Origin of the sequence: Collinsella sp. TM05-38, assembly GCF_003466445.1 — a bacterium.
Lineage (GTDB): Bacteria > Actinomycetota > Coriobacteriia > Coriobacteriales > Coriobacteriaceae > Collinsella.
The window spans coordinates 1-13,558 of the sequence record NZ_QSPM01000009.1; the positions used below are offsets into that span (position 1 = coordinate 1).

The window sequence follows — 13,558 nt, forward strand, 5'->3', positions numbered from 1 at the left end:
ATGACGGGGCGGAATGTCAATCCTGGTCTAACAGAGCCTTATTTAATCCCCGTCCCAGAAAAATCATTTCCAAATTAGCTACCCCTTGCGCCATCATTCTCCAGGATTGATATTCGCGTAGAACTCAGCCCCATCATCGAGCCGCAGGATACCTACGCGGCCAAACTCCGACCCAGTGGCGGCGGCGCAGTCGATGTCGATGCGATCGGGCACGCCGGCGGTATCCTCGCCGCCCAGGCGCACGATCTGCCCGCGGCCCGACTCCTCATCGAGCCCCGCCAGGCCGCCGACCTCGCAATAACGCCCGAGCGACACCGTGGGCGTGTGGCCGCTCACCACGACCGGGCCCTTGCCCTCGACAGAAAGCAGCCCCGTCGGCGCATCCCAATAGCCATGGCGAATCCACAGCAGGTCATCGGACGACTGCACCGCAAGCATCTGCTGCAGCAACTCGGCATCGGCATCGACCGCTCCCCTGCCGTTGCCACAATCGACACCGTGCTCAAGCAAAAACGCGCGAGCAGCCTCGGTCTGGATGCCGGCATGCACCAGCAAATACGGGCGCTCGGCAGTCTGGGCCACTGCATAGAGCGGCAGGGCGGCAGCCCAGCGGATCAGCTCCTCGTACGCCTCAAATTCCATGTCGTTGAGCTGCTGACGGGTAGTCCAACCGCCGTTGATATCCCAGGTCTCGGCATCGAGCGGATCCTGGCCAATGATGGCGTCGAGCATGATCTGCTCGTGATTGCCCTTGAGCACGCGAGCGTTGGGCAGCGAGCGCACAAGCTTAATAACGCCGACCGGATCGGGCCCGCGATCGATCATGTCGCCCAGCACATACAGCGTATCGTCGGACGCCAGCGAAATCTTGGACAGGGCCTCGTCAAGCGCACGCACGTGCCCGTGAGCATCGGATGTCACATAGATCGCCATGGAACGCCTTTCCCTGCATTGCGGCCGAAGCCCGATGCCACGACTAAAACTTCAAGTTGAACTTAAACGTTATCCATTGTACTCCGTTGCAATAAAGCTGGAAAGGGTTTCCGAGCAGAGGCAAAGACGGCAGCCGTCTATGACGATATCGCGCACGCCCGCAATCCAGTCCCATAAACCCACCATCTTTGGGTGCAAATACCGCAGACAATTGACCGTGCCACGCCAACCACCCAGGAGCGGACACCGTCCATGAACCAGATCCTTCTCTTTATCTCCTCGTCATCATTTTGTGCCTGACCATCAAACCCGTCGGCAAAAAGCTCCCCTTCCCCACCCTGCTCATCTTTATCGCGCTGGGTATGCTGCTGGGCGTCAACGGGCCGGCGCACATCGACTTTAGCGACTACGCGCTTACCGAGACCGTCTGCAGCACAGCGCTGCTGTTCATCATGTTCTACGGCGGTTTTAACACCAACATCGACCGCGCCAAACCCGTCGCCGCGCCTGCAGTGCTGCTGAGCACACTCGGCGTGGTCATCACCGCCGGCATCACCGGCGTGTTTGCGCACCTGGTTCTGGGCTTCGACTGGATCGGCGGCCTGTTGCTGGGCTCGGTTGTGGCGTCCACCGACGCGGCCAGCGTCTTTAGCGTTCTGCGCGAGCACAACCTGTCGCTAAAGGGCGGCACCGACTCGCTGCTCGAGGTCGAATCGGGCTCCAACGACCCCGTCGCCTACATGCTCACCGCGGTGCTCGCGACCCTCGCGGCCGGCGGCAATATCGACATCCCCATGCTGCTGGCCAAGCAGATTATCCTAGGCGTGGGGCTGGGCCTTGCCATCGGCTGGGCATCCAGCCGCCTGATTGAGCGCGCGCATGCAACAGCCGAGGGCGCGCAGATCATCTTTTTGTTTGCCGTGGCCATCGTGGCCTACGCACTGCCGAGCTACCTGGGTGGCAACGGCTTTTTGGCCGTGTACCTTGCCGGCATTGTGCTGGGGGCCAGCGACATCACCGGCAAGGTCGAGATGGCGCACTTCTTTGATACCCTCACCGAGATGGCCGAGATGACGATCTTCTTCTTGCTCGGCCTGCTCGTGACGCCCGCCCGCCTGCCGCAAATGCTGCTGCCGGGCCTGGCGCTCATGGCGTTTATGCTCTTCGTGAGCCGCCCCATCGCCGTCAGCGTGCTCCTAGCGTCCTTTAAGACGAACCCCGCCAGGTCGCACTCGTAAGCTGGGCGGGCCTGCGCGGAGCAGCTTCGGTCGTCTTTAGTCTCTTTGCCGTGGTTGCCGGCGTTCCCGGTGGGCACGACCTATTTGACCTGGTCTTTGTGATTGCCGTGTCGAGCATTGTGGTACAGGGTTCGCTGCTGCCGGCGGTGGCGAAAAAGCTCAATATGATCGATGCGGCAGGCGATGTGCGCCGCACCTTTAACGATTACCGCGATGAGAACGGCATGTCGTTCGTCAAGCTCAAGGTAGGCGCGGGGCATCCGTTTGCCGGGCGCTCGCTCGCGGATATTGGCAGCGCGACGGACATGCTCGTGGTCCTGGTGCTGCGCGACGGGGCGCACCCGGTGCTGCCCAATGGCAATACCGTGATTGAGGAAGGCGACCTGCTGGTGATGGCCGCGCCGACGTTTGAAGAGCGTGCCGAGGTTACACTGCGCGAGGTCACCGTAACGCCCCACGGTCGGCTGGCCGGTCAGCGCCTGCGTGACGTGCCGCAGGGCAAGCACCCATTTATCGTGGTGATGCTCAAACGCGAAGGCCAAACGATCATCCCCGACGGCAACACCCTTATATACGCCGGCGACGAAGCCGTCATCGCTACACTGGCGTCGTAGTGGCCATGGGGTAGCTAATTTGCGACGAAGAGATCAAGCGCCTAGAGAACCCCATGCCTTCGCTCGCAGATTTGGATTTGCCTGAGAAGTAAAGCACCCCTCCCCCATGTAACCATCCTGTAAATCATAGCGGCGCAGTCGAGTTTTACCGAGATGCGGTCGCGCCTGGCGCTCCACTGTGCTAAAGTATCCCGAACGTTCAAACAACAACGAGGGGAACTAGAAGATGGCACGTGTGCACAACTTCTCAGCTGGCCCGGCCGCGCTGCCCACCAGCGTGCTCGCCGAGATCGCCGACGAGATGATGGACTACCGCGGTTGCGGCATGTCCGTGCTCGAGATGAGCCATCGATCTAGCATGTACCAGCAGATTATCGACGACGCCGAGGCAACCCTGCGCCGCCTGCTGAGCATCCCCAACAACTACCGCGTCCTGTTTTTGCAGGGCGGCGCCACGCTGCAGTTTGCGGGCATCCCCATGAACCTCATGCGCCGCGGCCGCGCCGGCTACGTCGTGACCGGCAACTTTGCCAACAAGGCATACAAAGAGGCCTCCAAGTACGGCGAGGCCGTGTTGCTCGCTAGCTCCGAGGACACCGATTTCGACCGCATACCCACCATGGCCAATATCAACGCGCGCATTGCCGCCGAGGCCGCGGGCGAAGGGCTCGACTACGTCTACATCTGCCAGAACAACACCATCTTTGGCACCATGTACCACGAGCTGCCCGATTGCGGCGATGTGCCGCTGGTCGCCGATGTCTCGAGCTGCTTTCTGTCGCAGCCGCTCGACGTTGAGCGCTACGGACTCATCTACGCCGGCGCGCAGAAAAACGCCGGCGCCGCGGGCGTGACCGTGGTCATCGTGCGCGACGACCTCATCGCCAAAGGCCCTGCCTTTGCGCAGACGCCGCAGTACATGGACCTTAAAACCCAGGCTGCCAAGGGCTCCATGCTCAACACGCCTAACACCTTTGGCATCTACGTATGCGGCAAGGTATTCCGCTGGGTCGAGGAGACCGGCGGACTTACCGCCATGGCCGAGCGCAACTGGGCCAAGGCCAACCTGCTCTACGACCTGCTCGAGCACAGCGAGCTGTTCCATGGCACCACGCAAGCCGACAGCCGCTCCATCGCCAACGTCACCTTCCGCACCGGCGACGCCGACCTCGACGCTGCCTTTGTCGCGGGAGCGGCCGAGTACCAGATTCAAAACGTCAAGGGCCATCGCATGGTAGGCGGCATGCGCGCCAGCGTCTACAACGCCGTAACCATGGAAGACGTGCAGGCACTGGCCACGTACATGAAGGACTTCGAAGCGCAGCATAGTTTGAGTCCGCGATCTAACTAGCCCGCAATACGCGGGCCGACCAGGCACCTCAGACCACCCTGTTTAGATCAAAACCTGCTAAGGAGTTTTCCATGCGCAAGATTAAGACCATCGACGACATCACCAAAGACGGCAAAGTCGAGTTTGGCGAGGGCTACGAGTTTGTAAGCAGCGCCGAGGAGGCCGACGCCATCCTGATGCGCTCGACCGACCTGCACGGCTACGAGCTGCCCGAGGGCATCCGCGCCATCGCCCGCTGCGGCGCCGGCGTCAACAACATCCCCGTCGAGGAGTACGCCAAAAAGGGCGTCGTCGTCTTTAACTCCCCCGGCGCCAACAGCAACGCCGTCAAAGAGCTCGTCCTGGGCATGCTGGTGCTTTCGAGCCGCGGCGTGGTGCAATCGATGAACTGGGTACGTGACAACGCCGACGACCCCGAGATTCAGGTCGATGCCGAAAAGGCCAAGAAGGCCTTTGTGGGCCGCGAGCTTAAAGGCAAGCGCATCGGCGTCATCGGTCTGGGCAACGTAGGCTCCAAGGTCGCCAACGCCTGCGTCGACCTGGGCATGGACGTCTACGGCTACGATCCGTTCATTTCCGTCGAGCACGCGTGGGTGCTGAGCCGCGAGGTGCAGCGCGTGGGCACGCTCGAAGATCTCTGCCGCGGCTGCGACTACCTCACCGTACACGTGCCCAGCAAGGCCGACACCATCGGCATGATCAGCACCGAGCAGATCGACCTGCTGGCCCCGGGCGCCGTGCTCATCAACTATGCGCGCGAGACCATCATTGACGAGGACGCCGTTGACGCCGCCCTGCGCGCGGGCAAGTTGAGCTGGTTTAGCTGCGACTTTGCCACGCCCAAGACGGTCAAGATGCCCAATACGTTTATCACCACGCACTCGGGCGCCGGCACCGGCGAGGCCGAGGCCAACTGCGCCGATATGGCCATCAGCGAGCTCAAGGACTACCTGGAGAACGGCAACATCGCGCACAGCGTCAACTACCCCGCCTGCAGCATGGGCAAGGCGCGCGCCGCAAGCCGCATCGCCTGCCTGCATGCCAACGTACCCAACATGATCGGCCAGATCACGGCAATCCTCGCCAAGGACAACGCCAACGTGCAGCGCATGACCAACGAGTCCGCCGGCGAGAACGCCTACACCATGTTCGACACCGACGAGCACCTGGACAGCAGCACCATCGAGGCGCTCAAGCAGATTCCGTCGATGCATCGCGTGCGCGTGATCAAATAGCGCCGGCGCCAAGCCTGCCAGGCAGGCCATGAAGCCCCATTCGGCCCCCGTTTTCGCGAAACGGGGGCCGATTTCGTTGCTCCGGACGACTTTAAAATGATACCCAGAACAAGTTTTTTCGGATAATCGACAGTAAGACCCAAATCACCAAGCACACCCGCTTTGATAAACAGCTTTATCAGGGACTTTAGTAGGTAAAAATCAATCTCTATATACCACATTCAAGTTGACTGTCGATTTTCCGAAACAACTGTTTATGGATAGCATTTTTAAAGCCCTTCCAAGGCAAAATTGAAGCCTTTTTGCGACCAAAACTCTAGCTCGCGCGAGCGTTTTCTGCCTGCGCGACTATATTCCCGCCCAATCGATAAAAATTTCCTCACGAAGCCGCCGTTCGAGCTCCTGCTGCCGCGACGTCTTGTCTTTCAGCGGCACATCGAGATAGGACATGATGAGTTCCATCACTACGCGGAAGGCATCGGAGTCAACCAGCTGGCCATAGGTCATCAGAACGACGGGATATCCCATCGCTTGCAAGGCCGTCGTTCGATCGGAGTCCGAGATCTTGGATTCTATGGATCCATGAATGGCTTTACCTTGACATTCAACCAGGCACTCTCGGCTGCCGTCCTTATTTGCCAGCAGGATATCGGCATAGCGCCTATCAAGCCCCGAAATCAGACGGGCACTGCGCGTCATACGAATCTCAACGTTATTGGTAAGGCGCAGCCCTTCACCGCCACGCAACCTCGAAAGACCAAACAGCATCGAAGCCTGGACCTCGAGCGGCGATGCCGCCACCCCCGTAACGCATTTTGCGGCACGTGTGAACGATTTAGCACCGCGAAGCCCCCGGATCTTATCGACGTACTCTGCAAGTTCAGAGAGCTCAATCAAGGGAGGTCGTTTCCACAAGTCCGTTGGATTCCCCGAGGCATCCTTTACGTTTTCCCAGCCCAGCCGGGCATCGCCCCACCGGTCCCCGTATGCCTGTTCAAGCGCCGACTTTACCTGAGACGCAATCTTGCACAAGGCAAAGGTGCCGCACATCTCATACATGCACATGATCAGTCGCTCGTTTGAGACCGAGGAGGCCAGTGTCAGCAAGGTAAAGAGCGGGGACGCGATATCGAGACCAAACTCTGTCGGCCGCACGGAGCCAAACGGCCTCTCCCCGTTCCAAACATGCCTGACGATGCGATCGCCCTTACGTCCGCAGCTGCCCTGTGCCAACACATGTAACGGGGTGCCCAGGAAATGCGTGACGAGCGGATGCTCGCATAGGTGCTCCCTGCGCGGATCGTCCGCAGAATCGGGCAGGTCTGGCATTATTGCCAAGACCTGTGGAGGTATCCGGTGATACCGAAAGGCAGATATGTCGCACAGCATGTCGTCCATGAAGGGTACGTACCCACTACGTCGTTTGTGAGCCCGCTCGGACGGCAAACGCGATGGCTCCGCCTGCGAACGGTAAATACCGCCACGCGCGCGCCGCGGATCTCTCAGGAGGCTCACAATCAGTTTGGAAAGCAGACTAATTGTGAGGTTGCATATGGTTGATGAGGACTTTGCCCGGCGGCTTGCGCAGGACCTTGTGAAGGTTGACAGCTCAGACCCGGGCGCATATGAGGACGAGATTGAGCGCTTCATTAAGAGGCTCATTGAGCAGCAGCTGGCACAACTTGATAGTTCTACGCTCGAGGCCGTGCAGATTGAGGAGCTCGAAGTGCTCCCCGGACGCCGCAACCTCATGGTCACCGCGCCCGGTTTGAGCGACGAGCCGCGGCTGGTCTATATCTGCCATATGGATACCCTTACGCTTGGCTATGGCTGGGACGCGGACATTCCGCCGCTCGGAGCGATCGTGCGGGACGATAAGCTCTATGGCCGCGGTGCCTGCGACATGAAGGGTGGCCTGGCCTGCGCCATTGCCGTGATTGTCCACGTACTCGAGCGCATAGCGACAAGCGGCGAGCTGCCCCGCCGTGGCTTCTCACTCATCTGCTCGGTAGACGAGGAGGACTTTATGCCGGCTCCGAGGCCGCCATCGGTTCCGGCTGGATCGGCTCGCACGAATGGGTGCTGGACACCGAGCCCACCGACGGGCAGATTCAGGTGGCGCACAAGGGGCGCACGTGGTTCGAAATTGAGATGGCCGGCGGCACGGCGCATGCGAGTCAGCCTTGGAAGGGTGCAGACGCCGTCGCCGCCATGGCCGAGGTCGTGTGTTCGCTTCGCCATGCGTTCGCGGCGCTGCCCGTGCATGATGAGCTGGGGCCTTCGACCATTACGTTTGGACAAATCGAGGGCGGCTATCGCCCCTACGTCGCGCCCGACCACGCCAAGGTCTGGGTCGACATGCGCCTGACGCCGCCGACCGATACGGCCGCCGCAATCAATATGGTCAAGCAGGCCATTATCGCTGCCGAGGCCGCGGTTCCCGGCTGCCATGGCAGCTACGCTGTGACGGGCGATCGCCCCGCCATTGAGCGCGACACGAGCTCTCCCCTTCTAGCCGCACTCAAGCGTGCCGCCGATGACGTGACGGACGTGGACACGACCGTCGGCTTCTTTGCCGGCTACACCGACACCGCCGTCATTGCCGGCAAGACAGGCAACCGCAATTGCATGAGCTACGGCCCCGGGTCGCTCGCGCACAAGCCCAACGAGTATGTGCCCCACGCCGATATCGTTCGTTGCCAGCAGGTGCTCATCGCGCTCGCCGATAACGTGCTCTGGGACGCGAGCGGCCAAGTTGGGGCATAATAAGCCGCGAACAAACCGACTCGCGCGTTAGGACCGCCCATGAAAGCACTTCCGTTTCCCTGCATCCGCCCGGCTCAGGACCGCGTGCTCGAGGCGCTGCCGCAGATGGACGCCATCTTGGGCGGCAACGATGCCCTGTGCGACGCCATTGCCGACGGGCTCATGCTCAAAGATCCGGGCTCGGCATATTACGTGTACGAATGCTCCGGAGAGCCAGGGCGCGTGACGGGCGTTGTGGCGATTTGCCCGGTCAGCGTGCTGGCGGGCGACGACGCGGCCTCCGCAGATGCGGCCACAGCCGCCCGTGCAATCACCGAGTTTAAGGTGCAGCCCCGCCCTGTAACGCTTGCTTACGAAGCCTCGCCCGTCATGGATATCATCCTCGGCGCCGCCAAAGAGGGCGCGTCGCTCTATGCCGTCACCGACCCCGCCGGCATTACGCATCGCGTGTGGGAGGTCAAACGCAATGACGCCGTTGCCGCCATCCACGCTATGCTCGACCAGGCACCGGAGCCTGCCCCCGCAGACGATCCGGCCTATGTCGCCGCGCTGGCAGGGGCGGCACAGCTCTTGGCAGACGAGGCCCGCGCTGCCGGCACCTACACGGGCAAGGAGCCGTTCAACTTTGTCATTTCCGCGCTGTTCCCTACCGCGCAGGTCGCAGGTGGCGCGCCGCAGGTTCCAACGGGTCTGCTCACTCACCAGATCGCACGATACTAGCAGGACTTAAACGCTTAGCGCAAAGACTCGGCAGTCCAACAAACGAAGGGCGGAGATGCAATGCCAGCGCATGCATCTCCGCCCCTTTTGCATCGAGCAAGTATGTCGGCGACCCGTATCGTCACGCCTGCGTTACCCGCGCTGTGGACCCGCTGCCGCCGTCAACGGCTCAAGACCCAGCTCACGCGCATAATCTTCCTGCGTAAAGACTTCAACCAGCTCAAACGTTTCGGTCGCATCGTCAAACGCAAAGTGCAGCACCGAACAGTTGCCCGGCACGCGCTCGCGCTCGTCGGCCGCCGCTCCCCTCACATGATCCAAAAACTCCTTGATGGCCGAGGCGTGGCTCACCGCGAGCACGCACGAATGGTCCGGGCGTCGCATCAGATCGGTCAACGTCGCCACCATGCGCTCACGCACCCGCATCTGCCCCTCGCCGCCAAACTGGCGATAGAAGTCACGCCACGGACGCTCGGGCATGAGCATCACGCGTTCGGCCTCAAAGTCGCCAAAGAACCACTCGCACAGGCCATCCAGGCGCTCGTAGGCAAGGCCCGGCCACAGGCTGGCGATGGTCTGCTCCGTGCGATGCAGCGTCGAGGTGTAGGCATGATCGGGCTCAATGCCGCGCGCTCGCAAGAACATGCCGGCGCGCGCCGCCTGGTCGCAGCCCAACTGCGTAAGCGGCGAATCGCTCCACCCCTGAATGATGCGCTTAAGGTTAAATATTGTCTGTCCATGACGGACCAGATACAAGTCTTTATTCATAGGGGATCCTTCCGTTCGTTACCAATCAAGGAGCGAAAACGCCCCGTCGCAATAGCCAAAATGGAGCACGGCACCGTTGTCGGGCTGCTCTCCCCCGCCAGTCACATACTCAAGAAACTCCTGGCAGGCTGAGCCGTGGGAGACTGCCAACACGCAGTTGTGCTGCGGTCGGGCCATAATGCGGGACAGCGCCGCGACCATACGCGCCCGGAATTGCGCTTCCGACTCACCGCCAAACGCGACCGGATAATCGCCCCATGGCTGAGGCGGCATCTCGCGGTTTGATGTGCCCTCCAGCGATCCCAAATGCCACTCGCGCAGGTCATCGACCAGCTCTATGGAGCGGCCCTCACCAGCAATTAGCCCAGCCGTACGCCGCGCCCGGCCCAACGGAGAAGAATACACATGGTCAAAGGTCACGCCACGGTCCGCAAACGCTGCACGCGTCGCCAGCGCCTGCTCGCGCCCGCGCGCCGTAAGCGGCGAATCATGCCAGCCCTGCAAAATGTTCTGCACATTGAGCTCGGTCTGCCCATGCCGCACCAAAAACAGATCGGCCACATGCCCTCCCCTCGCACCACCACAAAGGTGCCTGTCCCCTTTGTGGTGGTTTTGCCGCCGGATTGCACCGCAACGACGCAACTACACCAGCACGTCGGCAAGCGGACGCTTGGGCACGTGATGCACCTGCGCCTCGTCGCGCCAGTAATTAATAGAACCGTCGGGGTTGGAATCGATCGCGTCGATAACCTGGGTCTCGGCCGGCACGCCAAAAGCCATGATCAGCTTGAGCTCATACTTGTCGCCGTCGAGCCCCATGGCGTCGATCGCGCGGGGCGTAAAGGCCTTGAACATGCAGGCCGCCACCTCGGGCGTGGCGCTGCGAGCGGCGAGCATCATCGTCTGAGCCGCTATGCCCGTGTCGACCTCGGTGATAGGCGCGGCGGGCTTGCCGGGAACGGGGCGCTCGGCAAGAATCGCGATGTAGCCGGTCGGGCGCTCGCCCTCATCGGGACCCGGCCAATCCTTGAGCGCGCCGGCCCACGCGAGCTCATCAAATACGCGCGCGCAGTCCTCTGCACCGCTCACCACACGAAAACGCAGAGGCTGAGCGTTGGCGCCGCAAGGGGCCAGGTGCGCCAGCTCCGCCAGCTCGAGCAAAAACTCGCGCGGCACGCGCATGGACTCGTCAAAGCGGCGGCACGTACGGGCGCGGCGGACCAGCGCGTCAAACGTGTCCAGGCCAAGCTTTTCGCAACCTTGCTTTGCCATCGACTCCACGCTCGACGGCACCACGGGAACTGCTTCGTTCATAGGGACCCCCCAATAAAAGCCAATTGTTCTTAAGAAAATCTAACCTAAAACGTAGGCAATTACACTCAACGGCATAATGTTCTACACCTGTTGAATAGCCCACATCCAAACGGGAACAAAGGTAACAATTCGGGAAGATGAGGCTCCCAATCGCCCTTCCCACCCCACGCGACGGCGCCCTTGGGCGATACTTGATGCAGCACTTTTGGCACACGCCGCACGGAGAGCAATGAACGCGACGTGCACCACACGGAAAGGAGACCTTATGGGCATCTTTAAGAACGATGGCCAGCAGTCGAACCTGTTTGGATTTGACGAGAAAAGCATGGCAGGTAAGGCAATCAAGGCTGTGCGCTGGATCTACGCCATCACGGGTGTCATCGCGCTCATCGCCGGCATCGCGCTGCTGTTTGCGCCCGCCAAGTCCCTCATCTTCCTGACGACCGTCCTGGGTTTTTACTTTGTAATCACCGCTGCCATTAGGCTGTTCACCGCCATTTTTGAGCCGCTGCTGCCCGCCGGCTGGCGCGTGACGAGCATCATCTCCAACCTGCTCATCATTCTGGGCGGCGTCATAATCCTGCGCAATCAGGCCTTCTCGACCGCGACGCTCACCACGCTTGTAGTGGTCGTCGCCGGCTTTGGCTGGATCGTCGAGGGCGTCATGTCGATTCTGGAATCCGAACTTTCCGCCAACCGCGCCCTCGCCATCCTGAGCGGCGCACTCTCCATCATTGCGGGCATGTTCGTGTTTATCTATCCGCTGTGGTCGGCCAAGATGCTCGTCATCTTTAGCGGCGCCGCGCTGCTGGTGTTTGGCGTGACACTGATTGTTCGCGCTATTCAATTTGGCAAACTGGTGCGCTAGATGCCAAAGACGCTTTTTATTGATGCCGACGCCTGCCCGGTCACGCGCGAGTCGATCGACTGCGCGCGGAGGGCGGGCGTTGCCGTCGTTATCGTCGGCAACAGCACGCAAAACCTGGAACGCCACATTCGCCGCGACGATCCGCGCGACGCCGAGCATGCGCGTCGGGGCTTTTGGGTCACGACGCTCGATGTGAGTGTGGGAGCCGATAGCGCCGACTTTGCCATTATTGAGCGCCTGCAGACTGGCGACGTGGTCGTGACGCAGGACATAGGTCTGGCGAGCATGGTGCTCGGACGCGATGCCGCCGCCATCGGCGTGCGCGGGCGCGTCTACGACAAAGCGACCATCGATATGCAGCTGTTTATTCGTCACGAAGAAAAGAAGGTGCGCCGCGCTGGCGGTCGCACCCGCGGGCCGGCAGCCTTCACCAGCGAAGATCGCGCCCGCTTTAAGCGCAACCTCACCGAGCTGCTACGCTGACCAAGGTAGAATTTTGAGCTTAGAGACCAAAGGCGGAGAGAACGAGTCCCCAGCCGGCACCGATAACGTACATCATGATCAGGAACAGGACGTTTTCGCGGGCGCTGCGATTGGTGCGGAACAGCACCAGGTAGCCCACGCCGGCAGAGATGAGCGTGCCGGCGAGCATCGGGGCCAGCTGCAGCGCGCCTTCCAGGTACAGTTGCGTGATGACCACACTCGCAGAACAGTTGGGGATCAGGCCGACAAGCGCCGAACCCAGGACGGCGAGCGTCTCGTTGCCGCGCAGGAACTGCTCGATTGCGGACTCGCCGAAGGTCTCGAGCACGGCGACCAGAATCAGCGTCACCAGGAAAATGAATACCGATACCTGCACGGTATGCGAGATGGCGCTGCGGATAATCGACACGGCGGGCGCACCTTCGTGTGAGTGGGAGCGACCGTGGCCATCATGATGTTCATGCTCGCCCTCATGACCGTGATCGTGGCCATGTCCGTGTTCGTGCTCGTCCTCGTCTTCATCACAGCCGCAATGGTCGCGCTCGCACAACTCGTGGATGTGGTCGGCGCTCACGCCCGCCTCGGCCACCTCGTCGATGATGTCACCGCCAGTGTGGTCATCGTGCGCGCAGTTCACGTGGGCCGGGTTGGCCGCGGTTCCCAGCACGGTACGGCGAATCGCCGCATGCGCGCGAGCGTTACGACGCAGGCCGCGAATGGCGGCATCCACGATAAAGCCCGTGACCAGCGCGATCAGCGCCTTCGAAGCCAAAAGCATCGCCATGGTCTGCACGGGAACTTGCTCGGCTAGCAACAGCGGCAGCATCTCGTCTGAGGTCGAGAGGAACACCGCAACCAGCGTGCCCAGCGTCACGACGCGACCGGCGTACAGCGTGGCCGCCATGGCCGAAAAGCCGCACTGCGGCACCATGCCCAACAACGAGCCAACCACGGGGCCCGCAGCGCCAGCGCGCTTGATGGCGCCGTTAACGCGGTCGCCCGCAACATGCTCGAGCGTCTCGAGCGCAAGGTACGTCACCAACAAAAACGGCACCAGCGAGAGCGTGTCTTTGCCGGCATCGAGCAGAATATCTATCAGTAAATCCATGACGGATGGAACCTTTCGTGTCTTTCGGCAGCATTGTAAAAGTCCTAGCGGTCAACTAGGGTATTGTAGTAGTCCCGGGCGCGGTGCCAATAGTTGCCCATGGTAAACTATCATCTCGCCACAACTCAGTAACCCCGAGCCGCGCGACGCGGCCCGTCCA

Annotated in this window: 14 protein-coding genes and 1 pseudogene; 9 read left to right on the forward strand and 6 right to left on the reverse strand. The window is 61.2% G+C overall.

Annotated elements, in window-relative coordinates; all coding sequences use genetic code 11:
- Nucleotides 1-93: 93 nt before the first annotated feature.
- On the reverse strand, nucleotides 94-933 hold the full coding sequence (locus DXD49_RS06385; RefSeq protein WP_117735593.1) for a metallophosphoesterase: 840 nt from the start codon (nucleotides 931-933) through the stop codon (nucleotides 94-96).
- A gap of 290 nt (nucleotides 934-1,223) precedes the next feature.
- Between DXD49_RS06385 and DXD49_RS09775 the strand changes: the two genes are divergently transcribed.
- The 4 genes from DXD49_RS09775 (at nucleotide 1,224) to DXD49_RS06400 (ending at nucleotide 5,371) form a co-directional block, all read left to right on the forward strand.
- Complete coding sequence (locus DXD49_RS09775) at nucleotides 1,224-2,171, forward strand: potassium/proton antiporter (RefSeq protein WP_199406660.1); 948 nt, start codon at nucleotides 1,224-1,226, stop codon at nucleotides 2,169-2,171.
- A 50-nt stretch (nucleotides 2,172-2,221) separates the two neighbouring features.
- A complete protein-coding gene (locus DXD49_RS09780; protein ID WP_199406659.1) occupies nucleotides 2,222-2,785 on the forward strand; it encodes a TrkA C-terminal domain-containing protein in 564 nt (187 codons plus the stop codon).
- A 226-nt stretch (nucleotides 2,786-3,011) separates the two neighbouring features.
- Nucleotides 3,012-4,136, forward strand: a complete 1,125-nt coding sequence (gene serC, locus DXD49_RS06395) for a 3-phosphoserine/phosphohydroxythreonine transaminase (RefSeq protein WP_117794523.1) — start codon at nucleotides 3,012-3,014, stop codon at nucleotides 4,134-4,136.
- Nucleotides 4,137-4,207: 71 nt separating this feature from the next.
- Nucleotides 4,208-5,371: a phosphoglycerate dehydrogenase gene (locus DXD49_RS06400; RefSeq protein WP_117794524.1), complete on the forward strand. Its 1,164-nt coding sequence runs from the start codon at nucleotides 4,208-4,210 to the stop codon at nucleotides 5,369-5,371.
- Nucleotides 5,372-5,719: 348 nt separating this feature from the next.
- Here DXD49_RS06400 and DXD49_RS06405 read toward each other — a convergent pair whose 3' ends face one another.
- Nucleotides 5,720-6,769 (reverse strand): hypothetical protein, encoded by a 1,050-nt coding sequence (locus tag DXD49_RS06405; RefSeq protein WP_117794525.1) that lies wholly within the window; start codon nucleotides 6,767-6,769, stop codon nucleotides 5,720-5,722.
- A gap of 406 nt (nucleotides 6,770-7,175) precedes the next feature.
- Here DXD49_RS06405 and DXD49_RS10070 point away from each other — a divergent pair.
- From DXD49_RS10070 to DXD49_RS06415, 3 genes and pseudogenes are all read left to right on the forward strand, one after another.
- Nucleotides 7,176-7,331, forward strand: a pseudogene (locus DXD49_RS10070) (M20/M25/M40 family metallo-hydrolase); the annotation flags it as partial.
- Between the two features lie 119 nt (nucleotides 7,332-7,450).
- On the forward strand, nucleotides 7,451-8,137 hold the full coding sequence (locus tag DXD49_RS09785) for a M20/M25/M40 family metallo-hydrolase (protein WP_233541759.1): 687 nt from the start codon (nucleotides 7,451-7,453) through the stop codon (nucleotides 8,135-8,137).
- Nucleotides 8,138-8,176: 39 nt separating this feature from the next.
- A complete protein-coding gene (locus DXD49_RS06415) occupies nucleotides 8,177-8,857 on the forward strand; it encodes a DUF1015 family protein (protein WP_117794526.1) in 681 nt (226 codons plus the stop codon).
- Nucleotides 8,858-8,989: 132 nt separating this feature from the next.
- Here DXD49_RS06415 and DXD49_RS06420 read toward each other — a convergent pair whose 3' ends face one another.
- The 3 genes from DXD49_RS06420 to DXD49_RS06430 form a co-directional block, all read right to left on the reverse strand.
- Nucleotides 8,990-9,625: a histidine phosphatase family protein gene (locus tag DXD49_RS06420; protein ID WP_117742975.1), complete on the reverse strand. Its 636-nt coding sequence runs from the start codon at nucleotides 9,623-9,625 to the stop codon at nucleotides 8,990-8,992.
- 18 nt (nucleotides 9,626-9,643) lie between these two features.
- Nucleotides 9,644-10,186 (reverse strand): histidine phosphatase family protein, encoded by a 543-nt coding sequence (locus tag DXD49_RS06425; protein WP_117794527.1) that lies wholly within the window; start codon nucleotides 10,184-10,186, stop codon nucleotides 9,644-9,646.
- Between the two features lie 81 nt (nucleotides 10,187-10,267).
- Entirely contained in the window at nucleotides 10,268-10,939 is a 672-nt protein-coding gene (locus DXD49_RS06430) for a nitroreductase family protein (protein ID WP_117794528.1), read from the reverse strand.
- A gap of 265 nt (nucleotides 10,940-11,204) precedes the next feature.
- Between DXD49_RS06430 and DXD49_RS06435 the strand changes: the two genes are divergently transcribed.
- Together DXD49_RS06435 and DXD49_RS06440 are read left to right on the forward strand one after the other, a co-directional pair.
- Entirely contained in the window at nucleotides 11,205-11,807 is a 603-nt protein-coding gene (locus DXD49_RS06435; protein ID WP_117794529.1) for an HdeD family acid-resistance protein, read from the forward strand.
- Nucleotides 11,808-12,290 carry a DUF188 domain-containing protein gene (locus DXD49_RS06440; RefSeq protein WP_117794530.1) on the forward strand — a complete coding sequence of 161 codons (483 nt, stop codon included), beginning with the start codon at nucleotides 11,808-11,810 and terminating at the stop codon, nucleotides 12,288-12,290.
- A 19-nt stretch (nucleotides 12,291-12,309) separates the two neighbouring features.
- Here DXD49_RS06440 and DXD49_RS06445 read toward each other — a convergent pair whose 3' ends face one another.
- Nucleotides 12,310-13,398, reverse strand: a complete 1,089-nt coding sequence (locus DXD49_RS06445) for a putative manganese transporter (protein ID WP_117794531.1) — start codon at nucleotides 13,396-13,398, stop codon at nucleotides 12,310-12,312.
- Nucleotides 13,399-13,558 lie beyond the last annotated feature (160 nt).

Bases quoted from the DNA above. Each gene is read 5' to 3' on its own strand.
- DXD49_RS06385 (WP_117735593.1), bottom strand. From the start codon at position 933: ATGGCGATCTATGTGACATCCGATGCTCACGGGCACGTGCGTGCGCTT.
- DXD49_RS06435 (WP_117794529.1), top strand. From the start codon at position 11,205: ATGGGCATCTTTAAGAACGATGGCCAGCAGTCGAACCTGTTTGGATTT.
- DXD49_RS06445 (WP_117794531.1), bottom strand. From the start codon at position 13,398: ATGGATTTACTGATAGATATTCTGCTCGATGCCGGCAAAGACACGCTC.
- DXD49_RS06420 (WP_117742975.1), bottom strand. From the start codon at position 9,625: ATGAATAAAGACTTGTATCTGGTCCGTCATGGACAGACAATATTTAAC.
- DXD49_RS06405 (WP_117794525.1), bottom strand. From the start codon at position 6,769: ATGGACGACATGCTGTGCGACATATCTGCCTTTCGGTATCACCGGATA.
- DXD49_RS06400 (WP_117794524.1), top strand. From the start codon at position 4,208: ATGCGCAAGATTAAGACCATCGACGACATCACCAAAGACGGCAAAGTC.
- DXD49_RS06415 (WP_117794526.1), top strand. From the start codon at position 8,177: ATGAAAGCACTTCCGTTTCCCTGCATCCGCCCGGCTCAGGACCGCGTG.
- DXD49_RS06440 (WP_117794530.1), top strand. From the start codon at position 11,808: ATGCCAAAGACGCTTTTTATTGATGCCGACGCCTGCCCGGTCACGCGC.
- DXD49_RS06430 (WP_117794528.1), bottom strand. From the start codon at position 10,939: ATGAACGAAGCAGTTCCCGTGGTGCCGTCGAGCGTGGAGTCGATGGCA.
- serC (WP_117794523.1), top strand. From the start codon at position 3,012: ATGGCACGTGTGCACAACTTCTCAGCTGGCCCGGCCGCGCTGCCCACC.